General features: G+C 72.0%; 21 protein-coding genes. 10 read left to right on the top strand and 11 right to left on the bottom strand.

Translation table 11 applies throughout. The features are described from left to right. Positions 1-7 precede the first annotated feature (7 nt). The gene (locus AB0B72_RS26740; RefSeq protein ID WP_367741717.1) at positions 8-880 is read right to left on the bottom strand and encodes an alpha/beta fold hydrolase; all 873 of its coding nucleotides are present in this window, start codon (positions 878-880) and stop codon (positions 8-10) included. Positions 881-951: 71 nt separating this feature from the next. On the opposite strand from AB0B72_RS26740, the gene AB0B72_RS26735 reads away from it, so the two are divergent. Beyond that, on the top strand, positions 952-1,401 hold the full coding sequence (locus AB0B72_RS26735) for a MarR family transcriptional regulator (protein ID WP_367741716.1): 450 nt from the start codon (positions 952-954) through the stop codon (positions 1,399-1,401). On the opposite strand, the gene AB0B72_RS26730 is transcribed toward AB0B72_RS26735, so the two are convergent. From AB0B72_RS26730 to AB0B72_RS26705, 6 genes are all read right to left on the bottom strand, one after another. Continuing rightward, positions 1,398-2,390, bottom strand: a complete 993-nt coding sequence (locus AB0B72_RS26730; protein ID WP_367741715.1) for a hypothetical protein — start codon at positions 2,388-2,390, stop codon at positions 1,398-1,400. The genes AB0B72_RS26735 and AB0B72_RS26730 overlap by 4 nt on opposite strands. 282 nt (positions 2,391-2,672) lie before the next feature. Further along, positions 2,673-4,265 (bottom strand): cellulase family glycosylhydrolase, encoded by a 1,593-nt coding sequence (locus AB0B72_RS26725; protein ID WP_367741714.1) that lies wholly within the window; start codon positions 4,263-4,265, stop codon positions 2,673-2,675. A 119-nt stretch (positions 4,266-4,384) separates the two neighbouring features. Beyond that, positions 4,385-5,353 (bottom strand): hypothetical protein, encoded by a 969-nt coding sequence (locus AB0B72_RS26720; RefSeq protein ID WP_367741713.1) that lies wholly within the window; start codon positions 5,351-5,353, stop codon positions 4,385-4,387. Positions 5,354-5,470: 117 nt separating this feature from the next. Then, a complete protein-coding gene (locus tag AB0B72_RS26715; RefSeq protein WP_367741712.1) occupies positions 5,471-6,799 on the bottom strand; it encodes a lanthionine synthetase LanC family protein in 1,329 nt (442 codons plus the stop codon). Between the two features lie 107 nt (positions 6,800-6,906). Next, positions 6,907-7,083 carry a hypothetical protein gene (locus AB0B72_RS26710; protein ID WP_367741711.1) on the bottom strand — a complete coding sequence of 59 codons (177 nt, stop codon included), beginning with the start codon at positions 7,081-7,083 and terminating at the stop codon, positions 6,907-6,909. A 74-nt stretch (positions 7,084-7,157) separates the two neighbouring features. Continuing rightward, on the bottom strand, positions 7,158-7,565 hold the full coding sequence (locus AB0B72_RS26705; RefSeq protein WP_367741710.1) for a VOC family protein: 408 nt from the start codon (positions 7,563-7,565) through the stop codon (positions 7,158-7,160). A 174-nt stretch (positions 7,566-7,739) separates the two neighbouring features. Between AB0B72_RS26705 and AB0B72_RS26700 the strand changes: the two genes are divergently transcribed. Both AB0B72_RS26700 and AB0B72_RS26695 read left to right on the top strand, forming a co-directional pair. Then, entirely contained in the window at positions 7,740-8,198 is a 459-nt protein-coding gene (locus tag AB0B72_RS26700; RefSeq protein ID WP_367741709.1) for a pyridoxamine 5'-phosphate oxidase family protein, read from the top strand. A gap of 12 nt (positions 8,199-8,210) precedes the next feature. Further along, positions 8,211-9,296 carry a zinc-dependent alcohol dehydrogenase family protein gene (locus AB0B72_RS26695; RefSeq protein WP_367741708.1) on the top strand — a complete coding sequence of 362 codons (1,086 nt, stop codon included), beginning with the start codon at positions 8,211-8,213 and terminating at the stop codon, positions 9,294-9,296. Between the two features lie 26 nt (positions 9,297-9,322). Here the strand turns inward: AB0B72_RS26695 and AB0B72_RS26690 are convergent, their stop codons facing one another. After that, the gene (locus AB0B72_RS26690) at positions 9,323-9,796 is read right to left on the bottom strand and encodes an HPP family protein (RefSeq protein WP_367741707.1); all 474 of its coding nucleotides are present in this window, start codon (positions 9,794-9,796) and stop codon (positions 9,323-9,325) included. Positions 9,797-9,871: 75 nt separating this feature from the next. Continuing rightward, positions 9,872-10,525 (bottom strand): CBS domain-containing protein, encoded by a 654-nt coding sequence (locus AB0B72_RS26685; protein ID WP_367741706.1) that lies wholly within the window; start codon positions 10,523-10,525, stop codon positions 9,872-9,874. A 199-nt stretch (positions 10,526-10,724) separates the two neighbouring features. Here AB0B72_RS26685 and AB0B72_RS26680 point away from each other — a divergent pair, with 199 nt between their 5' ends. The 5 genes from AB0B72_RS26680 to AB0B72_RS26660 all read left to right on the top strand — a co-directional run bounded on the left by AB0B72_RS26680 (position 10,725) and on the right by AB0B72_RS26660 (position 16,093). Continuing rightward, complete coding sequence (locus tag AB0B72_RS26680; protein ID WP_367741705.1) at positions 10,725-12,383, top strand: FAD-dependent oxidoreductase; 1,659 nt, start codon at positions 10,725-10,727, stop codon at positions 12,381-12,383. Continuing rightward, entirely contained in the window at positions 12,380-13,798 is a 1,419-nt protein-coding gene (locus tag AB0B72_RS26675; RefSeq protein ID WP_367741704.1) for an ATP-binding protein, read from the top strand. The genes AB0B72_RS26680 and AB0B72_RS26675 overlap by 4 nt, the downstream gene beginning before the upstream one ends. A 42-nt stretch (positions 13,799-13,840) precedes the next feature. After that, the gene (locus AB0B72_RS26670) at positions 13,841-14,704 is read left to right on the top strand and encodes an NAD(+)/NADH kinase (protein WP_367741703.1); all 864 of its coding nucleotides are present in this window, start codon (positions 13,841-13,843) and stop codon (positions 14,702-14,704) included. Between the two features lie 147 nt (positions 14,705-14,851). After that, positions 14,852-15,709 (top strand): cellulose binding domain-containing protein, encoded by an 858-nt coding sequence (locus AB0B72_RS26665; protein ID WP_367741702.1) that lies wholly within the window; start codon positions 14,852-14,854, stop codon positions 15,707-15,709. Between the two features lie 96 nt (positions 15,710-15,805). After that, positions 15,806-16,093: a hypothetical protein gene (locus tag AB0B72_RS26660; RefSeq protein ID WP_367741701.1), complete on the top strand. Its 288-nt coding sequence runs from the start codon at positions 15,806-15,808 to the stop codon at positions 16,091-16,093. Between the two features lie 24 nt (positions 16,094-16,117). On the opposite strand, the gene mgrA is transcribed toward AB0B72_RS26660, so the two are convergent. Beyond that, complete coding sequence (mgrA, locus tag AB0B72_RS26655) at positions 16,118-17,113, bottom strand: L-glyceraldehyde 3-phosphate reductase (RefSeq protein ID WP_367741700.1); 996 nt, start codon at positions 17,111-17,113, stop codon at positions 16,118-16,120. Positions 17,114-17,323: 210 nt separating this feature from the next. On the opposite strand from mgrA, the gene AB0B72_RS26650 reads away from it, so the two are divergent. Continuing rightward, a complete protein-coding gene (locus AB0B72_RS26650) occupies positions 17,324-18,517 on the top strand; it encodes a cytochrome P450 (protein WP_367741699.1) in 1,194 nt (397 codons plus the stop codon). 20 nt (positions 18,518-18,537) lie between these two features. Here AB0B72_RS26650 and AB0B72_RS26645 read toward each other — a convergent pair whose 3' ends face one another. Continuing rightward, positions 18,538-19,167 (bottom strand): alpha-ketoglutarate-dependent dioxygenase AlkB, encoded by a 630-nt coding sequence (locus tag AB0B72_RS26645; protein WP_367741698.1) that lies wholly within the window; start codon positions 19,165-19,167, stop codon positions 18,538-18,540. A gap of 106 nt (positions 19,168-19,273) precedes the next feature. On the opposite strand from AB0B72_RS26645, the gene AB0B72_RS26640 reads away from it, so the two are divergent. Continuing rightward, on the top strand, positions 19,274-20,023 hold the full coding sequence (locus AB0B72_RS26640; RefSeq protein ID WP_367741697.1) for a trypsin-like peptidase domain-containing protein: 750 nt from the start codon (positions 19,274-19,276) through the stop codon (positions 20,021-20,023). Position 20,024: the final 1 nt, after the last annotated feature.

Raw genomic sequence — 20,024 nt, 5'->3', positions numbered from 1 at the left:
GGCCGCCTCATCGCGTATGCGCTCGTGCTCCCGTGGACGGGGGAAGGACCGGGTCTCCGAACAGCTCGCGGACCCGCGCCGCGTAGGCCCGGGGGTGGGTCAGGTTGCCGTTGTGGCCTCCTGGGAACTCCTCCAGCGGGACGCCGGTGATCGCGGCCAGCGCGGAGGCGCACCGCCGGTCGAAGACCGTACGCGGAGTGGCGCGTCCCGCGGCGGGGACGACGCGGGTGGACAAGGTCGCCAGGGCGGCGGCGTCGAGAGCGCCGGCGAGGACCGCGTCGAAGTCGCGCTCGACGAAGAAGGCGAAGTTCGCCGCCCGCTCGGGGGTGAACGGGTGCCGGGTGACTCCCGGCTCCGTCGCCTGCCCCTCGGGATCGATGCCGAGGGACTTCGCGATCTCCTTGACGACCGCGGCCATGCCTCCCCTGCGGTGCGTCTCCTGGATGTCCCGCAGCTCCCGTTCGTGAAGGGCGCGCTCGGCGCCGGGCAACAGCCAGGGCGCGACCGGCTCGTGCGCGATCAGCGCGCTCACCTGGCCGGGATGGTCCACAGCCAGGTGGAGGCCGATCACGGCGCCGAGACTGCATCCGAGCATGAACGCGGGCTCGCCGGTGAGTGAGGCGAGGAGGCGGTGCACGTCGTCCGCGTGCTCCGCGAGGGTCACGGCACGGGCCGGGTCGTCCGGCACGCTGCGCGACAGCCCTCGCCGGTCATACGTCACCACCGTGTGATCCACGGCCAGCCGGTCGGCCAGGTCGACGCTGCGGCCGGCGTCACCCTCCCCGCTCTGGGAGATCAGCAGCAGCGGCCCGTCGCCCCGCACCTCGTAGTACAGCCGCGCGCCGGGAACCCGCAGCACGCCCTTGCTCATGTCAGCCATGCGAGCGAGGCTAATATATCAGAACAGATACATCAAGATTGATGCATCAATGTGGATGTATCTTGGGGGACGTGAACGGAGTCGAGCTGTTCCTGCTTGGACGCACTCTGATGAAGATCGGCGAAGAGGCGATGCCCACGGAGGGCGTCGGGACGCACTCCACCGGCGTCCGCACGGTCCTGATCGTGGCCACCGACGTGCGCGAACATCCGGAGACCTCGGTCGGCGAGATCGCGCGGCGGACCGGCCTGCCGCAGAGCGCGGTGTCGGCCGCGGTGGCCCGGCTTCGGGAGGCGGGAGCGGTCCTGACGGCGAACGACCCCGGCGACCGGCGCCGCCTCCTCGTCTCGGAGGCCCCCGAGGTGTCCGAGCGGGTCGCGACGGTCCGGTCGGCCTCCATCGACGACGCCCTCGGCGCCGCGCTGGGGACGCAGGACGCGCGGCAGATCGGGGAGGTCGCCGCCATGCTGGAGACGCTCGCACGGCGCCTGACTCCAGGCCGCGCCAGGCGGCCGGCTTAGCCCGCGGGCTCCGTTCGCACCTGCTCGCACGTGCCGTGGCCGGGGCCGCGGCGGCGCAGCGCCTTCGCGCCGCCGACGGCGAGCGCGCACGCCACGATGGCGGCGGACAGCACGGGAACCGGCAACCCCTGATCGCCCTGTGGACCGGTCGCGGAGACCGACACGAAGCCCGGCGCCGCCCAGCCGTGCCCGGACCCCCCGCGCCCAGCCTCGGCATGCGCGGCTTCACCGTGCCCGGTCTCACCGTGCCCGGTCTCACCGTGCCCGGTCTCACTGTGCACAGACGCGCTGTTCACAGGCCCACTGTTCACGGCGCCACCGACGCCCTGGGCTTCCATGGATTGCTTCGCCGAGCCGGCCACGGCCGTTTCCGGCGCATTCCCGGCACCGGCGGCGGCGCCGGGGTGATCCGCCGCCGCGGCCCCGGCGAGATCGGCCGGGGCGGGCTTCCCAGCGCTCGCCGTGGCGGTCTGAGGACCGGCCGCCGGGGGCGGAGACGCCGCCGCCGCTGCCGCCGCGGCCGCTTTGGCGGAGCAGAGGGGCGGCGGGGCCGGGTCGCCGGACACTCCGTAGGCGCCGGTGGAGAACGGCATCGGGGCGCCCTTCTTACCGGGTCCCGAGCCCCATCGGGTGATCACGTACTGCACCGGGATGTGGCCGACCCCGCCGGCGTCCTGGACGGTGAGTGAGTCGTCGTCCCAGCTGCCGCCGGTCAGCTTGGCGAACGTCTTGCCGTCCAGGTCGAGCATGACGCCGTCGCTCGACGGTGCTCCCGGGCCGCGGTCGCCGATGAAGAACTCCGCCAGCTTGCCGTTGTGGATGACGTACCCCTTGGTGCCCATCGGCCAGCTGGGGCTGGCCGCCAGGCCCTTCTGCATGGGCTCCCCGGAGGCGGGGGCCCCGGTGTCGCCGTTGACGCCCGAGCCGTCGTCCCAGAAGTACGAGGCGGTCGTAGTGCCTTTGAACAGCACCGGCTCCCCGTTCACCATGGGGCACTGGGCGTGCGTGTGCGTGGCGCCTTCGGCCGGGCTGACCGGCTGCGCGACGGCGTCGTCTCGTCTGTCCGCGATGCTGGAAATGGGGGATCTCCTGACTCAGTCACGGGTGAGTAATCGGACACTAAGCCAGGAACATCGCATCTTGCAGCATTCAGGACGCAGATTTTACTTTCCGACTTCACGGACAGTCAGTCGCAAACCCCCCAGACAGGCCCGGACATGGACGTGCCCCCCTTCCCCGCAGGGGGAAGAGGGGCACGCGGGGGTGTACGGCTAGCTCGACAGGAGTCGCGCCCGGAGGCCGGCCCCGAAGTTCGTCGGGGTGCCGTTGTAGTCGCTGATCAGCGAGGGACCCGAGGAGCAGTCCCAGGCGTTCCAGGTCCAGCCGAGGTAGGAGGCTCCCTTGGCGTCGAACCAGTTCATGACCTGGTCGATGAACCCGTGCGAGCAGGTGTTCTCGCCGATCTCCCCGGCCACCAGCGGGACCTGGGCCGCGACCGGGGCGAGCTGGCTGTCCCAGCAGGAGGCGTTGACGCAGACGTTGAAGTTGTACACGTGCCAGGCCGCCGCCAGGTTGTTCAGCGGGTCCGACGGCTTGTACTGGAGCCACTGGCTCAGGTCGTTCGAGTACGCCAGGCCGCCGATCATGATGATGTTCGCCGCCCCGGTGGCCCGTACGGTGTTGACGAGCGTCTGGAAGCCCGCCACCTGGTACGGGATGCCGGAGCAGGTGCCGCCGTCACGCCAGCAGGCCCAGCCGCTGGACGTGCTGCCCGTGGCTCGCTCGGGGTAGGGCTCGTTGAACAGGTCGAAGACCACCTCGGTCTGGCCCTTGAACGCGTTCGCGACGCCGGTCCAGAACGACGGGGCGTACTGCGCGTCCGGCATCGGCTTCTGGCAGGTGGCGTGGACGTCGGAGCAGCCGGACGACGGGCCGGTGTACTGGCCGTAGTTCCAGTGCATCTCGACGATCGGGGTGATGCCCTTGGCGATCAGCCGGTTGACGAAGGCCTTGACCTCGTTCTGGTAGGCGGCTCCGCCGTAGGCCTGCTGGATGTTGCTGAGACCGAGCCAGCACTCCTCGTTCAGCGGCACGCGTACCGCCCGGACCTTCCACGCCTTCATCGCGTCGATGGCGGCGTCGTCCACCGGGCCGTCCCAGATGCCCCGGCCCTGCACGCACATGAACTCGCCGCCCGACCGGTTGATGCCCAGCAGCCGGTACGCCGCCCCGGTGGACGCGTTGACGATCTTGTTGCCGGAGACCTTCAGCTTGGGCGCCGCGCCCGTCGACGGACTGGGCGACGGAGAGGGGCTCGGAGACGGCGACGGGCTGGGGGAAGGGCTCGGCGAGGGGCTGGGCGAGGGTGAAGGGCTCGGTGAGGGCGACGGGCTCGGTGAGGGCGACGGGGTGGGCGACGGCGAAGGAGACGGCGAGGGGGATGTGCCGCCCGCACAGGTGACGCCGTTCAGCGTGAAGGAGGCCGGCTTGGGGTTGCTGCCGCTCCAGGTGCCGTTGAAGCCGATGCTCGTCGTGGCCCCCGCGCCGAGGGAGCCGTTCCACGACAGGTTGGTGGCCGTGACCTGGCTGCCCGACTGGCTCCAGTCCGCCGACCATCCGGGCGGGGTGAGCTGCTGACCGGCCGGGAAGGCGAATTTCAGGCTCCACCCGCTGACCGGGTCGCCCACGTTGCTGATCGTGATGGCGGCCGTGAACCCGCCCTGCCCCTGGCCGGAGGTCCAGTCGTTGGTGGTGTAGGTGACCTTGCACGCCACGGCGGCGTCCGCCGCCGGCGTGGCCACCAAGGCGAGTCCGCCCGCGGCCAGGAGGCCGAGCGCGGTGAGGATGGCGCCTCTGCGTCGCATGGGTCCGTCCTTCCATCGAAGACCGCTGCGAAGCGTTGTGAACTTGACCGGTTTAGTCAACGCCGTCGACGAAGACCGGCCCTCTTATCAGGGACGACGCGGAGGGCGGCGTGAAATTTTCAGCCGTGCCCTGCCGTCACGGCGCGGCGGGCCGTCACGGCGCGGCGAGCCCACGCGCACAACGCCACAGCGCCGAGGGCGAGCACGACGTCGCTGACCCGGTCGAGGACGGGCGGCGTCTCGACGACCGGCGACTGCACGAAGCCGTGCCAGGCATAGGTGAGCAGGCCTCCGGCGGCCAGGGCGGCGCCCTGGCCGCTCCCCCAGCCCGGCCTCCGGGACCAGGTGACCAGCGCCCACACCGCCCCGGCGTAGAGGCCCGCCTGGACGAGCACTCCGGGGACGGCGGGGAGCATCACCGCGAGCATGAAGACGAGTCCCGCCGCGAGCGAGGCGCACAGGACCGGCACCGGGCCCGGGGCCGGGCGGTCCGAGCCGGCCCGGCCGTCGCGAGGGAGCCTGAAGGCCAGGACGACCAGCGCCACCGTGATCACCACGACCGCCGCCAGCTGGAAGGGCGAGGCCATGAAGTGGTACTGGGCGTAGGTCGTCAGGGTGATGGCGGCCGCGCCCGCGACGAGCAGCACGGCGGTGACGGCGAGCCCGGTCCGGCCCAGCCACGGCTCCGTCCCGCGCTTCCCGGCCAGCTCCTCCACGACGACGATGGGGACGCTGATGCTCCACACGGTGTGCAGGCCGAGCACGAACAGCGTCCACGGCAGCGCGATGCCGAGCGCCGGGACGAAGCCCTTGTCCAGCAGGTGGGCGTGCGCGTAGTCCGGGTTGAACAGGGACTGGGTGGCGATCCCCTCCTCGAACACCCCGTAGGCGAGCGCGAGAACGACCATGGCGGGCCGGCCGCGACCGGTACGGCGGGCGATCTCACGGATGAACAGGGCGCCCCCGCCGTACAGGGGGGCGAGCAGGAGGAGGGCGGCCACATAGGTGATCGGGAAGTCGCCCAGCAGGAACTCGGCGACCACAGGGGCCAGGAAGAACAGCCCCACGGCGGGAAGCAGTCGGCGCATGCGTCAAGCGTCCCCGGCGGGGCGCCAGGCGGCCAGTCTCATCGATCCCGTCCGAAGGCTGACATTTGTCCTAGGAGTCCCTGCCGCGCTCACCGACGCGCGTACGAGAGCGGCGGGTCAGGCCGAGCCGTCCCTGAGGACGGCGGCCGGGATCGGGATGGCGGGGAACGGGTTGTCCGGCAGGAGGATGAGCCGGCGCGGCTCGCCGGGCCGGCCCGCCGCGTCCAGATGCAGCAGCGCCGACGCGATCCCCGCCGCCCCGACCATGTATCCGGTGTCGGCCGTGACCTCCCCCGGCCGCAGGCGGCGGTAGGCCTGGTACCAGCGGAAGCCGGTGTCGTCGTGGTCGGTCGCCCGATCGATGAGGTTCCCGGCGAGCGATCGCGCGAAGTTCAGGTACTGCTCACGGCCGGTGGCGGCCCACAGGCCGATGAAGAACTCCAGCAGCCCCGCCGTCCCGCAGCACTGGCAGGCCACGTTCCAGTAGCCGGGGGTGTGCCGGTCGGGCACGCCGCCCCCCACGATGCCGTGGGCCATCCGCTCGACCCAGTCGAGGTCGCCCCGGTCGCCGGTGACGCGGTGGAGTTCGTAGAACATCCGGGCCACCCCCGCCGACCCGGAGCAGAAGCCCAGGTAGTGGAGCCGGCGCCCCTGCGGCACGTGGTGCGGCACGAGGGCGCAGTCGCCGGTGACCTCGCTGACCGTGCGGACGAAGTCCGCCCCGCGGCGCGCCGCGGTCAGGAAACGCTCCCCGCCGGTCACGCCGTACAGCCGGGCGAGCAGGAAGGCGGTGCCGGCCGTGCCGGACAGGAACCCGGGCGTCACGGCGTCCTCGGGAAGATCGGGGCAGGAGTCGCCGCCGAAGCGGTGGCCGGGGACGGCGAGAGTCGCGATCCGCTCCCCCGCCTCCACCGCCACCTCCTCGTAGACGGGCATGCCGAGGATGCCCGCCGCGTGCAGCAGCCCGAGCACGATGCCGCCGTCCCCCCGCTGAGCGGGATCGCCGGTCCAGCCGATGCCGTCGCCCATGGGGCGCACGCTGCGCACGATCTGGTCGGCGGCGGCGCGGGCCGCGTCCGAGAACTCCTCGTCGCCCGTGGCCCACCCCGTCTCCGCCATCGCGAAGACCGCGCCGGTCAGGCCGTGGTAGAGCGTCAGGTCGGCCTGGTCCCTCCAGGTGCGGGCCAGGTGGCGTGCGCCGGCCCTGGCGTCGTCGAGGTACGCCTGGTGACCGGTGGCCGCCGCCAGCTCCAGGAAGAACAGCACGATCCCCGCCGCCCCGGAGTAGAGGGAGGAGGGGTGGCCGGCCTTGGCCGACCGGCCGCGCGGATCGGGGTTGGCCAGCCAGTGGCGGCCCACCTCGTCGTCGACCGCGGCCGAACGCACCCAGCGCGCGGCCAGGATGGCGGCGGTGATCGGACTCTCAGCGCGTGGCCACGAGCTCATGCCTCAGTGTCCCACATTTTTGGTAGGTAATACGGCTACTTCTGTCTCACTCAAGCGTACGGCCGGGAAGGACGTGATCACACCTGGCGGACTCGCGTGCCCAGGTGTCAGCCGTCGTCCCCGCCGTGGGGAATGTCGTGATCCTCAGCGATCCGCCGCAGCGCGTCCAGGCGGCTCGACAGGACCTCCACTCCGTGGTGGTCGTCGCCGCTTTCCGTGGCCTTCCGCAGCTCCGCCCGCGTCTCCCGCAACCGGGCGTGGAGCTCGGCGGTGAACTCGTCCATGTGATGTCCCACCCTTTCGCCGGGAGCATCCTGTAACGAAACCGACGAAATGCGCAATTCGTCCCTTATTTGGATCACGCCGGTCGCGGGGAGAACGTGCGCTGGTCGCGCCGCAGCGGGTGCCCCTCCGGGATCTCCACCAGCACGATCGGCGTGCCGTCCGGATCCTCGATCCACATCTCCAGCAGGCCCCACGGCTCCATCCGGGGCGCGCGCCGCACCGGCACCCCGGCGGCGTGCAGCCGGTCGTGCTCGCCGTGGACGTCGCGGACCTGCAGCCAGATCTGCGGGCCGGCACCGCCGGGGCCCTGGGCCCGTCCCGAGATCTCCAGGAACCCCTGCCCGAGGAAGAACACCACGCCGGGGTCCTCGACGGGCCCGAACTCCCGGTAGACCGCCAGCCCGAGGGTCTCGCGGTAGAAACGGCGGCTCGCCGCCCGGTCGGCCGGTCGAAGGAGAATCCGGCTGCTCAGCACTTCCATGTGATGTTGGTGCCCATCGTGGGCATGCGGATAAAGGAGGGTTTCCGGCAAGCGGCGGCCAAGGCCACCGAGCCGGGCCTTTCGTCCCACCCGGGAGGGACCGATGGCGGTGCCGCCGGCCCCGCGCGAGCGGGATGCTGGCTGTGTGTCCGCGTTTGCCACCGGAGGTTTCGAATGACTGAGTACGCCGGCCCCGCCGGAGAGCCCGCGCCCCCTGGTATGCCTGCACTGCAGGGGCTCGACAAGGACGAGTGCCTGCGGCTCATCTCCCCCGGAGGGATCGGCCGCGTGGCGTTCAACAACCCGAGCGGGCCGCTGATCCTCCCGGTCAACTACACGATCGAGCAGGGCGCCGTGCTTTTCCGCACGGCCTTCGGCGGCCCGATGGACGCCGATCTCCGCACGGGCGTCGCCGGAGCCGAGTTCATGGTCGCCTTCGAGGTCGACCACATCGACGAGAACACGCGGGAGGGGTGGAGCGTGCTCGTACGGGGCGGCGCGCACCACATCACCGACAGGGAGCGCGCGACCACCGCCGAGCCACGGGTCGACACGTGGGCGGGCGGCGAGCGGGAGCTGTACATCAGGATCGCACCCGTCGACATCACCGGCCGCCGCATCCAGCGTTCCTAGCCGGGGCGCCGCATGACCGCCTCGATGGACGCCTGGGTGGTGGCCCGCCCGGGGCCCGTCATCGGGCCGTCCTCACAACGAGCCCCGGCCGCTTCAGCGGGAGCCGGGCCGAGCCGGGAACGGTTCCCGGCCCCGTCGCCGCTGGAGCGGGTGCGGCTGCCCAGGCCGGAGCCCGGGCCCGGCGAGCTGCTGATCCGGGTGGAGGCGTGCGCGGTCTGCCGCACGGACCTGCACCTCGCCGAGGGCGACCTCGCGCCGAGGCGGCCTCGCACCGTCCCCGGGCACGAGGTGGTCGGGCGGGTGACCGCGCTCGGCCCCGGCACGAGCGGCCCCGCGCCCGGCAGCCGGGTGGGCGTGGCCTGGCTGCGCTCGACCTGCGGCGCCTGCCGTTACTGCCTGCGCGGCGACGAGAACCTCTGCCCCGCGTCCACGTACACCGGCTGGGACGCCGACGGCGGGTACGCGGAGTTCCTCACCGCGCCGGCCGCCTACGTGTACGCGCTGCCGGAGGACGCCCCTGCGGAGACGCTCGCGCCGCTGCTGTGCGCGGGGATCATCGGCTACCGTGCCCTGGCCCGGGCCGAGTTGCCGCCGGGAGGCCGGCTGGGGGTCTACGGCTTCGGCGCGTCCGCCCATCTGACCGCGCAGATCGCGGTCGCGGAGGGGGCGACCGTACACGTCATGACGAGGTCGCGGGCGGCGCGGGAGCTCGCCCTGAAGCTGGGCGCCGCGTCGGCCGCGGGCAGCGCCGGCCCGCCGCCGGAGCCGCTGGACGCGGCGATCCTGTTCGCCCCCGTGGGCGACCTGGTGCCGGTCGCGCTGGCGGCCCTCGACCGGGGCGGCACGCTCGCCGTGGCGGGCATCCACCTCACCGACGTCCCGCCGCTGAACTACGAGCGCCACCTCTTCCAGGAGCGCACGCTGCGCAGCGTCACGGCGAACACCCGCGACGACGGCCGGGAGTTCCTGCGGCTGGCCGCGATCCATCGTCCGCGCGTGACCACCACGCCGTATCCGTTCGAGGCGGCCGGCCAGGCGCTGCGGGACCTCGCGGCCGACCGGGTCGACGGCGCGGCCGTCCTCCTCATGGACGCCTGAACCCCGCGCCCCCGGGGCCGTGCGGCTCAGGAGCGGGGCGGCAGCACGGGCTCCAGGCGGAACAGGCCGCCCTTGACGTCGGCGGGCCCGCCGCCTCGGGGCCCCCTCCCCGCGACCGCCGCGAGCACGTCGGAGGAGGTCACCAGGCCTTCCAGCGTCCCCTCCGCGCCGAGCACCGGCACCGCCCCGCAATCCGCCTCGATCATCAGCAGAGCCAGCTCGGGCAGCGGCGTGTCGGGCATGGCGTGGGGGCACCGCGTGTCGCGCAGGAGCTCCCTGACCCCCGCGCGGGACTGCTCGGCCGGCCCCCCGGTCCAGTGGCAGGCGAGATCCTCGCGACGCAGGACGCCGACGACGCGCGAGTGGGCGTCCACCACCGGCAGGTGGTGCACCGCCGCCCGCCGCATCAGCTCCCACGCCATCAGCGGCGACTCGTCCGGCTCCACGGTGACGAGTGTCCGGCTCATCACGTCCGCCGCGGTCATCGTCTCCACACCCATCGAACGGCCCTCCTTCCCCGGTGATCTCCTCGCGTCCCCTCGGACGCCCGGAACGGCCACGCCGGCCCCCGTCCGTCAGGCCGGGGCCGCCCTGGTGACGTCGTCGGTCGCGTACGAGACGTCGCACTCGACGTCGACGACGCCGTCCACCTGCCACACCTCGTCGACGAACGCCGCGAGCCGGGACCGGCGGTCCACGCTGCCGCTCAGCGACACCACGCCGGCGTCCACCCTCACCGCGCACTGCCGGGAGTACCGCTCGACCACCTGGAGCACGTCGTCGCGGACCTCCTCCGACGGCCGGCAGAAGGCCTTGATCAGGTCGGCCTGCCGTACGAGGCCGGTGACGCGGCCGGTCACCGCGTCGACGACCGGCAGGTGCCGCACCTTGTTGGCGTGCATCAGGCACGCCGCCCGCCGAAGGCCCGTCTCCTCGGTGACCGTGACGGCGGGGCTCGACATGATCTCGGCGGCCGTGCGGCCCCGCGACTTGCGGCGTTCCAGGTGGCGGGCCCGGCCCTCGAACACGAGATCGCCCGCGCGCCTGTCCATCTCCCTCAGCAGCACGTCCTCGTCGCAGACCATGCCCACGACGCGCCGCTCCGCGTCCACGACGGGCACCGCGTCCACACGGAAGCGGCACATGGCGCTGACCACGTCGCCGAAAGAGGCGCCCGTCTCGACGGCCACCACGAACCTGCTCATGACGTCTCCGACGCTCATAGGCATGGCGTCCTCCCTCGTCAGCACCGGCCTTCACCGTGTTCCCCGTCCCGGCGAGCGGCTGAGGTCATCTCTGCCAGGGACTTACGGCCCCTCCGGGCGCGGTCGTCAACGGGGGCGGGCACACCGAGGCGCCGCAGGCCGGCACCGCCGTCGTCGGACCTACCCCGGATTTTCGGTAACAAAGGCGTGATTTGATGGTTTTATGCCGAACCCCGCGATTCTGACCGTCGACGACGATCCGGCCGTGTCGCGCGCGGTCGCCCGCGACATGCGGCGCAGGTACGGCGAGGACTACCGCGTCGTCCGCGCCGAGTCGGGCTCCGACGCCCTCGACGCCCTGCGCGAGATCAAGCTGCGTGGCGAGCAGGTGGCCGTCCTGCTCGCCGACTACCGGATGCCCCAGATGAACGGCATCCAGTTCCTCGAGGCCGCGATGGACCTGTTCCCGCTGGCCCGCCGGGTGCTGCTGACGGCCTACGCCGACACCGAGGCCGCGATCGACGCGATCAACGTCGTCGATCTCGACCACTACCTGCTCAAGCCGTGGAACCCTCCGGAGGAGAAGCTCTACCCGGTGGTCGACGCGCTGCTCGACGCCTGGCGGAGCACTCCCGACGTGGCGATCCCGGAGACCAAGGTCATCGGCCACCGCTGGTCGGCGCGCTCGTTCGCCGTGCGGGACTTCCTGGCCCGCAACCTCGTGCCGTACCGGTGGCTGCTGGCGGACGAGCCGGAGGGCGGGCGCCTGCTGTCCGCCGCGGGGCTGGGCGAGGCGGACATCCCCGTGGTGATCACGGCGGGCGGCAAGCCGCTGGCCCGTCCGGCCGAGGCCGACCTCGCCACGCACGTCGGCCTGACCACGGCCCCCACCTTGGACTTCTACGACCTCGCGGTGATCGGCGGCGGCCCGGCCGGCCTGGGGGCCGCGGTGTACGGCGCGTCCGAGGGGCTCCGGACGCTGCTGGTGGAGCAGCGCGCGACCGGCGGCCAGGCCGGCCAGAGCAGCCGGATCGAGAACTACCTCGGCTTCCCCGACGGCGTGTCCGGGGCCCAGCTCACCGAGCGCGCCCGCAGGCAGGCGCTCAAGTTCAACGCGGAGCTGCTCACCACCCGGCAGGTCGTCGGGCTGGACTCCTGCGGGGCGACCACGCTGCTGCGGTTCGGCGACGGAACCTCCATCGCCTCGCACAGCGTGGTGCTGGCCACCGGAGTGTCGTACCGGCGGCTCGACGCCCCCGGCCTGGCCGACCTCACCGGCCGCGGGGTCTTCTACGGCTCGGCCGCCACCGAGGCCCCGAGTTGCGCCGGCGAGGAGGTCTACATCGTCGGAGGGGCGAACTCCGCGGGGCAGGCCGCCGTCTACTTCTCCCGGTACGCCCGCAAGGTGCACATCCTCATCCGGGGCGACGGCCTGGACTACTCGATGTCGCGGTACCTGATCGACCAGATCGAGGCCAACCCGGCGATCGAGGTGCACACGCGCACCGAGATCGTAGGCGGCGAGGGCCGCGACCACCTGGAACGGCTCATCCTCTGCGAGTCCCGTGCCGGTGGGACGAGGACCGTCGACGCCTCATGGCTGTTCGTCTTCATCGGCGCCCGGCCCCAGACGGACTGGCTCGGCCCCGCGGTCGCCCGCGACGCGAACGGCTTCGTCATGACGGGCACCGACCTGCTCGCCGAAGGCCGCCGCCCGGCGGGGTGGTCGCTTCCCCGCGATCCCTACCACCTGGAGTCGAGCATGCCGGGCGTATTCGCGGCCGGTGACGTGCGGGCCGGTTCGGTCAAGCGCGTCGCGTCGGCCGTCGGCGAGGGCGCCATGGCGGTGTCCCTCGTCCACCGTTACCTGGAGGCCCAATGACACCGCGGCTGACCCCCGACGAGCTGCGCACCCTTTTCCTGTTCGAATCGCTCGACGACGACCAGCTCGCCCACCTGTCCGCGGAGGGCCGGGTCGAGGAGCGGGCCGCCGGCACCGCCGTCTACTCCGAGGGCGAGCCCGCCACCTGCTTCTTCGTGCTTCTCGACGGCACGATCGCGATGAGCAGGCGGATCCACGGCGACGACGTGGAGATCACCCGCACCGAGCAGCGCGGGGTGTACGGCGGCGCCACCCAGGCCTACGTCGGCGACAAGATCGACCAGGTGTACATGAACTCGCTGCGGGCGATCACCGAGGCCCGGTTCTTCGTGCTGCCCGCCGAGACCATGGCCGCCTGCGTACGCGACTGGTTCCCCATGGCCATGCACCTGCTCGAAGGGCTGTTCATCGGGATGCGGGCCAGCCTGACGATCGTCGGCGAGCGGGAGCGGCTGCTGGCGCTCGGGTCGCTGTCGGCCGGGCTGACCCACGAGCTGAACAACCCCGCCGCCGCGGCCGTACGGGCGACGGCCGCGCTGCGCGAGCGGGTGACCGGCATGCGTCACAAACTGGCCATGATCGCCGATGGGCGGCTCGACGGCAGGCGGCTGCACGATCTCGTCGAACTCCAGGAGGACGCCGTCAAGCGGGCCGCCTCCGCCGCGCCGCTGTCTCCCCTGGAGACCTCCGACGCCGAGGACGCCATCGCCGACTGGCTGGACGAGCGTGACATAACGGGCGCCTGGGATCTCGCTCCCATGCTGGTGGCCGGCGGCGTCGACGTGGAGTGGCTCGGCCAGATCGCGGGCGCCGTCGGCGAGGAGAACCTGGAGCCGGCCGTCCGGTGGCTCTGCTACACGATCGACACCGAGCTGCTGATGGGTGAGATCGACGACGCCGTGACCCGGATCTCCGGGCTCGTCGGGGCGGCCAAGCAGTACTCCCAGCTCGACCGCGCCCCGCACCAGACGGTCGACGTGCACGACCTGCTCAAGGCCACTTTGACGATGATGCAGGCCAAGATCCCGCGGGGCGTGCGGCTGGTCAAGGAGTTCGACCGGTCGCTGCCGCCCATCCCGGCGTACGCCGCCGAGCTCAACCAGGTGTGGACCAACCTGATCGACAACGCCATCGGCGCGATGAACGGCGACGGCACGCTCACCATCCGCACATCACGGGAGGACGAGCGGCTGGTCGTCGAGATCGGAGACACCGGGGGCGGCATCCCGGCCGACATCAGGCCCCGGATCTTCGAGCCGTTCTTCACCACCAAGCCTGTCGGCGAGGGCACCGGCCTCGGTCTCGACATCTCCTACCGGATCGTGGTGAACAAGCACCACGGTGACATCCGGGTGGACTCCGAGCCCGGCGACACCCGTTTCCGGGTGTACCTGCCGCTGAACGAGCCCGGCTGACGGCCGTCCTCGCCCGCACCGCCGTGGCCGTACAGTGTGGTCATGGGCATGGTCAGCACGGTCGGCCTCGTACTGCACCCCCAGCGCGACTCCAAGGAGGCCATCGACACCATCGTCGAGTGGGCGCGGGGGCGTGACGGCACCGTCCTCGGGCTCCCCGAGGAGGTCGGCCGGATCGACTGCAGCGCCGTCTCGGTCGACGCGCACGCGCTGGTGAGCCGCGCTGACCTGCTCGTCAGCCTCGGCGGCGACGGCACCATGCTGCGCACGATGCGCCTGATCAGCGGCCGGCCCACCCCCGTCCTCGGCGTCAACCTGGGCCGTCTCGGATTCCTCGCCGAGATCGACGTGGAGGAGCTCGCGCCCACGCTCTCGGCGATCGACAACCACAATTACACGGTGGAGCCCCGTATGGCGGTCCAGGCGATCGACCAGGACGGGCACACGGTGACGGCGTTCAACGACATCGCCCTCGTGCGGATTCCCGGCGACGGCCTGGCCGCGGTGGCGGTGTCGGTCCACGGGCACCCCTTCGTCCGGTTCGCGGCGGACGCGGTCATCGTCGCGACCTCGACCGGCTCCACCGCGTACAGCTTCTCGGCGGGCGGGCCGATCGTCTCGCCCAACGTCGAGGGGTTCCTGGTGGTCCCCGCCGCGGCCCACTCGTCGTTCAACCGGGCGCTGGTCCTGTCGGCCGACGAGGAGGTCACCCTGGAGGTGCTGCCGACCAGCGGGGAGCTCGCCCTCGAAGTGGACGGCGCGATCGGGGGGCGTCTCAAGCCGGGCGACCGGCTCACGGTGACCGCGCTGCGCGCCGCCGCCCGGGTCGTCCGGCTCGGCACCACCACGTTCTACGAGCGTGCCCGGCGCAAGCTCCGTGTGAACGGCAGCGCCGAGGTCGACTGACGTCCGCTCCCGCCGCGGAATGAAAAATTCATCGCACCGCGCCGCCCACCTGTGCGTCCCGCCCTGAGGCTGGGGAGCCGTATTGACCCGCCGGGGCTCCGACATCACGCTTCACTCAGGCAGACACTCTAGGTGAGGGGCGAGTCGATGCGGAGATCGTTGGTTGCGTTCTGGGCCGCCGCCGCGGCGCTCGTCGCCGCCGCCTTCCTCATCCCGGCGGCCGGAAGCGCCTGGGCCGCGGGAACGGCCGGGACGACGGCGGCACCCCCACCGTCGTCGCCGTCACCGTCGCTCCTGTGGCCGTGCTACGACCCCCTGACGTATCCCCCCAGCCGTCCCCCGCTGACCCCGCCGACCGCTCCGGGGACGCCTCAGAAGGTGATGGTCGCGAACAACTACGTGGAGCTGCGCTGGGGAGCCTCCACCGACGCGGAGGGCATCGCCTGCTACCAGGTGTTCGAGGAGCGTAACGGCACCTCGTACAAGGTGGGCACGTTCGGGCCGACGGTCACCCAGGGCACCGTCGTCGTGGAGTACCCCCCGTACGGCACCGCCAGCCGGGTGGCCACCCTCTACGTCGTGGCCGTCGACCGATGGGGCGCGGTGAGCCCCAGGTCGGACACACTCAGCGTGACGATCAACAACGACGTCGTCTTCAGTCCGTCGTGGACCCCTTCACCGACCCCCGCCATCGCCTGCCGTGTGAGCTACGCCTCGTACACGTGGTTCGGCGGGATGACCTCGAACCTCACGATCAGCAACACCGGCCGCACGATCATCGCCGGGTGGCGGCTGACCTTCAGCTTCCCCGACGCCGGGCAGCACGTGACCAACGGGTGGGAGGCCGACTGGGCGCAGACCGGGTCCAGCGTGACGGCCACCGGCCTCTCCAACAGAAGGGACCTCGCCCCCGGGGAGAGCGTGACCGTCGGGTTCAACGGCAGCCACACCGGGGCCAATCCCTGGCCCACCCCCTTCCGGGTCAACGGCGTCACGTGCTCCTGATGACCCCCGCTACCTGGGCGGGCGACCGGCGTTCGCCCAGGTAGCACGGTGGGTAGGCTCCTTCGAGAGCCACCCGCGCGGGGTAGGGGGAATGTCATGACCCATCAGGACCATGGCGGGCACACGCACCAGCATGGGCCGCAGTGCGGCCACCCGGCGGTGCCGCACGGCGATCACACCGACTACGCCCACGACGGGCATCTGCACCGGCCCCACGAGGGACACTGGGACGAGTGCGAGCCGGAGCGCCATGTCGAGCACCCGCACGAGCATCAGCACGGCGAGGGCTGCGGCCATTCGTCCGTACGCCACCACGACCACGTGGACTACCTGCATGACGGCCACCGCCACGCCGCCCACGCGGGCCACTGGGACGATCACTAGGGGTGGCCGGAGAGGCCGCCGGTTCTAGAGAAGGCCGTCGATCTCGGCGAGCTCCTCCGGGGACAGCGCAGGCGCGTCGATGGCCGCGACGTTCTGCTCAAGCTGGCCCACGCTGCTCGCGCCGATCAGCACGGACGTGATCCGCCGGTCCCGCAGGATCCACGCGAGGGCGAGCTGGGCGAGGCTCTGGCCGCGCGCCTGGGCGATCTTGCTGAGCCCGCGCAGCGTCTCCAGCAGCTCCGGGGTGAGCCGGTCGCTCTTGAGGAAGTGGCCGATCGCCATCCGGGAGTCCCCGGGGATGTTCCCGTCGAGGTACCGGCCGGTGAGCAGGCCTTGGGCCAGCGGCGAGTACGCGATGCAGCCCACGCCCTCCGTCTCCAGGGTGTCGAGCAGGCCGTCCTCGACCCACCGGTTCAGCATCGAGTAGCTGGGCTGGTGGATCAGCAGCGGCGTGCCGAGCTCCCGCAGCACGGCCGCCGCCCGCTCGGTCTGCTCGGCCGAGTAGTTGGAGATGCCCGCATAAAGCGCCTTGCCCGAGCGGACCGCCCGGTCGAGCGCCCCCATCGTCTCCTCGATCGGGGTCTCCGGATCCGGGCGGTGGGAGTAGAAGACGTCGACGTAGTCGAGGCCCATCCGGCGCAGCGACTGGTCGAGGCTGGCCAGCACGTACTTGCGCGACCCCCACTCGCCGTACGGCCCGGGCCACATGTCGTATCCCGCCTTGGTGGAGATGAACAGCTCGTCCCGGTACGGCCGGAAGTCGGCTTGAAGGTGGCGGCCGAAGTTCTCCTCCGCGGAGCCGTACGGCGGGCCGTAGTTGTTGGCCAGATCGAAGTGGGTGACGCCGAGGTCGAAGGCACGGCGCAGGACGGCCCGCTGGACGTCGAAGTTGTCGCTGTCACCGAAGTTGTGCCACAGCCCGAGCGAGATTTCGGGGAGCAGCACCCCGCTCCGTCCGCTGCGCCGGTAAGTCATGGACTCGTAGCGGCCGGGGGCTGCGGCATAGCGTGGCGAGATCATGGTGCCCTTCCTGGCATGGGGAACGCGTCCCCCGCGATCCGCGAGGGCCGGACTCCAGGATTACCAGCCGATCGCCCCGTCCCGTCGGGCGGGTACGGCCGGGCCCTTCCCTCGTGATCGACTGCGATCTACGATGCGCCAGGTGCCTAACACCCCAATTGGGTGGTTTTGCGTAGCCGATCGCCGGCGGCACCGGAGGGCAGGAGACACATGCGACCCCAGACGCAGGCCGACCCGCAGGGGCCGATCAGCCTCGAATCGCTTCCGATGGCACAGGACCGCACACTTCCGTACGCCATGCTCCGCGACGCCGGGCCCGTCGTACGCCTCAAGAACGGCGGGTTCGTCGTCACCTCCCGGGAGGCGGCCGACTACGTGCTGCGCAACCCGGAGATCTTCTCCTCCGAGCGGGCGTTCGCGACGCTGGGCAGCCCGGTGCCGCTGCTGCCCATCGCCTCCGACCCGCCCGGCCACACGCGCTACCGGCGCATCCTGCAGCCGTTCTTCACCCCGCGGACCGCGGCACTGCTGGAGCGGTCGTCGCACGGGCAGGTCAACGGCCTGATCGACCGCATCGCGGGCCGCGACTCCTGTGAAGTGGTCGCCGAGCTGGCCCGGCCGTTCCCGGCCCAGGTGTTCCTGACCCTCTTCGGCCTGCCGCCCGAGGACCTGGACCGCCTCCTGGGATGGAAGGACGCGATCGTCGGGTCGGCCGACCTGTCCGGCTCCGCCGCGCCGCCGCCCGAGGTCATGGAGTCGGCGGCGCAGCTGTTCGCGTACACGACCGCCCACGTCGCCGCCTGCCGCGCGGGCACGGGAGGGGGCCTGCTCGCCGATGTGCTCGCCGCCACGCGGGACGATCCACTCACCGACACCGAGGCACTGGGGCTGTGCTTCCTGTTCATCATCGCGGGCATCGACAGCGTCACCTCGGCTCTCAGCCTGATGTTCGCCAAGCTGGCGGCCGACCCTGCCCTGCAGGCCAGGATCGTCGCGGATCCGTCGGTGATCCCGCAGGTGGTGGAGGAGATGCTGCGGATCGACCCCGCCAACTGCACACTGCCGCGCGTCGCCACCACGGACGTCGAGCTGCACGGCCATCTCATCCCCGCCGGTTCGAGCGTCGGCGTCGCGCTGGGGGCGGCCAACCGGGACCCGGCCGAGCTCGACGACCCCGACGCGTTCGACGTCGGCAGGAAGTACAACCACCTGACCTTCGGCGGCGGCCCCCATCGCTGCGTGGGCATCCATCTGGCCCGGATGGAGTTCACGATGGTGCTGCGGGAGTGGCACCGCCGCATCCCCTCGTACGGGCTCGCCCCCGGCTTCCAGCCGCTGGTGGGCTGGCCGGCCGGGGTCATCGGTCTCTCCGAGGTCCCCCTCGTGTTCCCGGCGAGGCGCTGAGCACGTCCCGCACGGGCGGGTCAGCGGACCCCGCGGGGGCGGAACTGGATGCTGATCCGGGCGCCGGCGACCCTGCTCGACTTGGGGACGGCGTGCTCCCAGGTGCGCTGGCAGCTCCCTCCCATGACGAGCAGGTCGCCGTGGCCGAGGTCGTGGCGGAGGGCCGGGCCCCCTCCGCCACGCGGGCGCAGCAGCAGCGGGCGCGGCGTGCCGACCGAGATGATCGCCACCATGGTGTCCTCGGTGCTCCCGCGGCCGATCGTGTCGCCGTGCCAGGCCACGCTGTCGCGGCCGTCCCGGTAGAGGCACATGCCGGCGGTGCGGAACCGCTCGCCGAGCTCCTCCCCGTAGTGCGCGTTCAGCGCGTCCCTCGCCTCGTCGAGCACGCGGTCGGGCAGCTCCTCGTCCTCGTCGTAGAACTTCAGCAGCCGCGGCACGTCGACGACCCGGTCGTACATGTGCCGCCGCTCGGCGTGCCACGGCACGACCCGCGTCAGGCGCTCGAACAGCGCGTCCGCCCCGCTGACCCAGTGCGGCCGGACGTCGATCCACGCCCCCTGGCCGAGCGGCGCCCGCCGCACCGACGATCCGAGGGGGCCCACGCCGGTCTCCTCGCACCAGTCCAGCAACGACCCCTGAAACGAACTCATACGCTCAGGATACGCACTGCTTTCAAACACCCATTCGATCTTCGGTGGCTGGTTGACCGGCCATCCATGGATCTAAGGTGAGCGGGTGCGGACTTCGACTCGAGTCATGGCCGCTCTCGTGGCCCTCCTTCCCGTGGCGGGCACCGGCGCATGCGACGCCGGCCCGCCCCGGCGGCAGGCGGTGTACGGGCCGTCCGCCGCACCCGCCCTGCCCTCCGCGTCCGCCGCGGGTGTCGCCGTGGCGCTCGGCGGCGTCGTCCACGTGGCCGGATACGCCACCGGTTGCCGGAGGCACGCCGAGGGGGCCGGCTTCGTCTACGCCCCCGAGCGGATCATGCTCACCGCGCACACGGTGGCCGGGGTGGACCGCGATCTCGAGGTCGTCCTCGGCGGCGGGCGGCGCCTGCCGGCGAAGGTCGTGCTCTTCGACTCGCGACTGGACGTCGCCGTGCTGCGGGTGCCGGGACTCCCGGCCCGGCCGTTGCGACTCCTCCCGAAGGGCGCGGAGGACACCAAGGACATCGGGCAGGCGTCCATCGTCTACTTTCCACCGGGGGCGACCGCGCCGGTCCAGTTCCCCGCTGTCCTGGGCCATGTGTCGCCGGCGTCCGGACCCGACATATACGGTGCGGGCGACGTCACCAAGGAGGTGCGGGTGTTCACCGGCCCTCACGTCGACAGGAGCACGGCCGGTGCGCCGCTGGTCTCCGAGTCGGACGTCGTCGGAATGGTCTTCGCCGCCGACATGGACTCGAAGGCCGACAAGGGATACGCGCTGCCGGCCGGCCAGTTGTCGGCGGCGGCGACGGCGGGAAGGCAGGCCACCACCCCCGTGTCCACGCGACGCTGCTCGTGAG

It is taken from the genome of Microbispora sp. NPDC049125 (genome assembly GCF_040802045.1).
GTDB lineage: Bacteria > Actinomycetota > Actinomycetes > Streptosporangiales > Streptosporangiaceae > Microbispora.
This window is presented reverse-complemented; position numbering and strand designations above follow the sequence as displayed.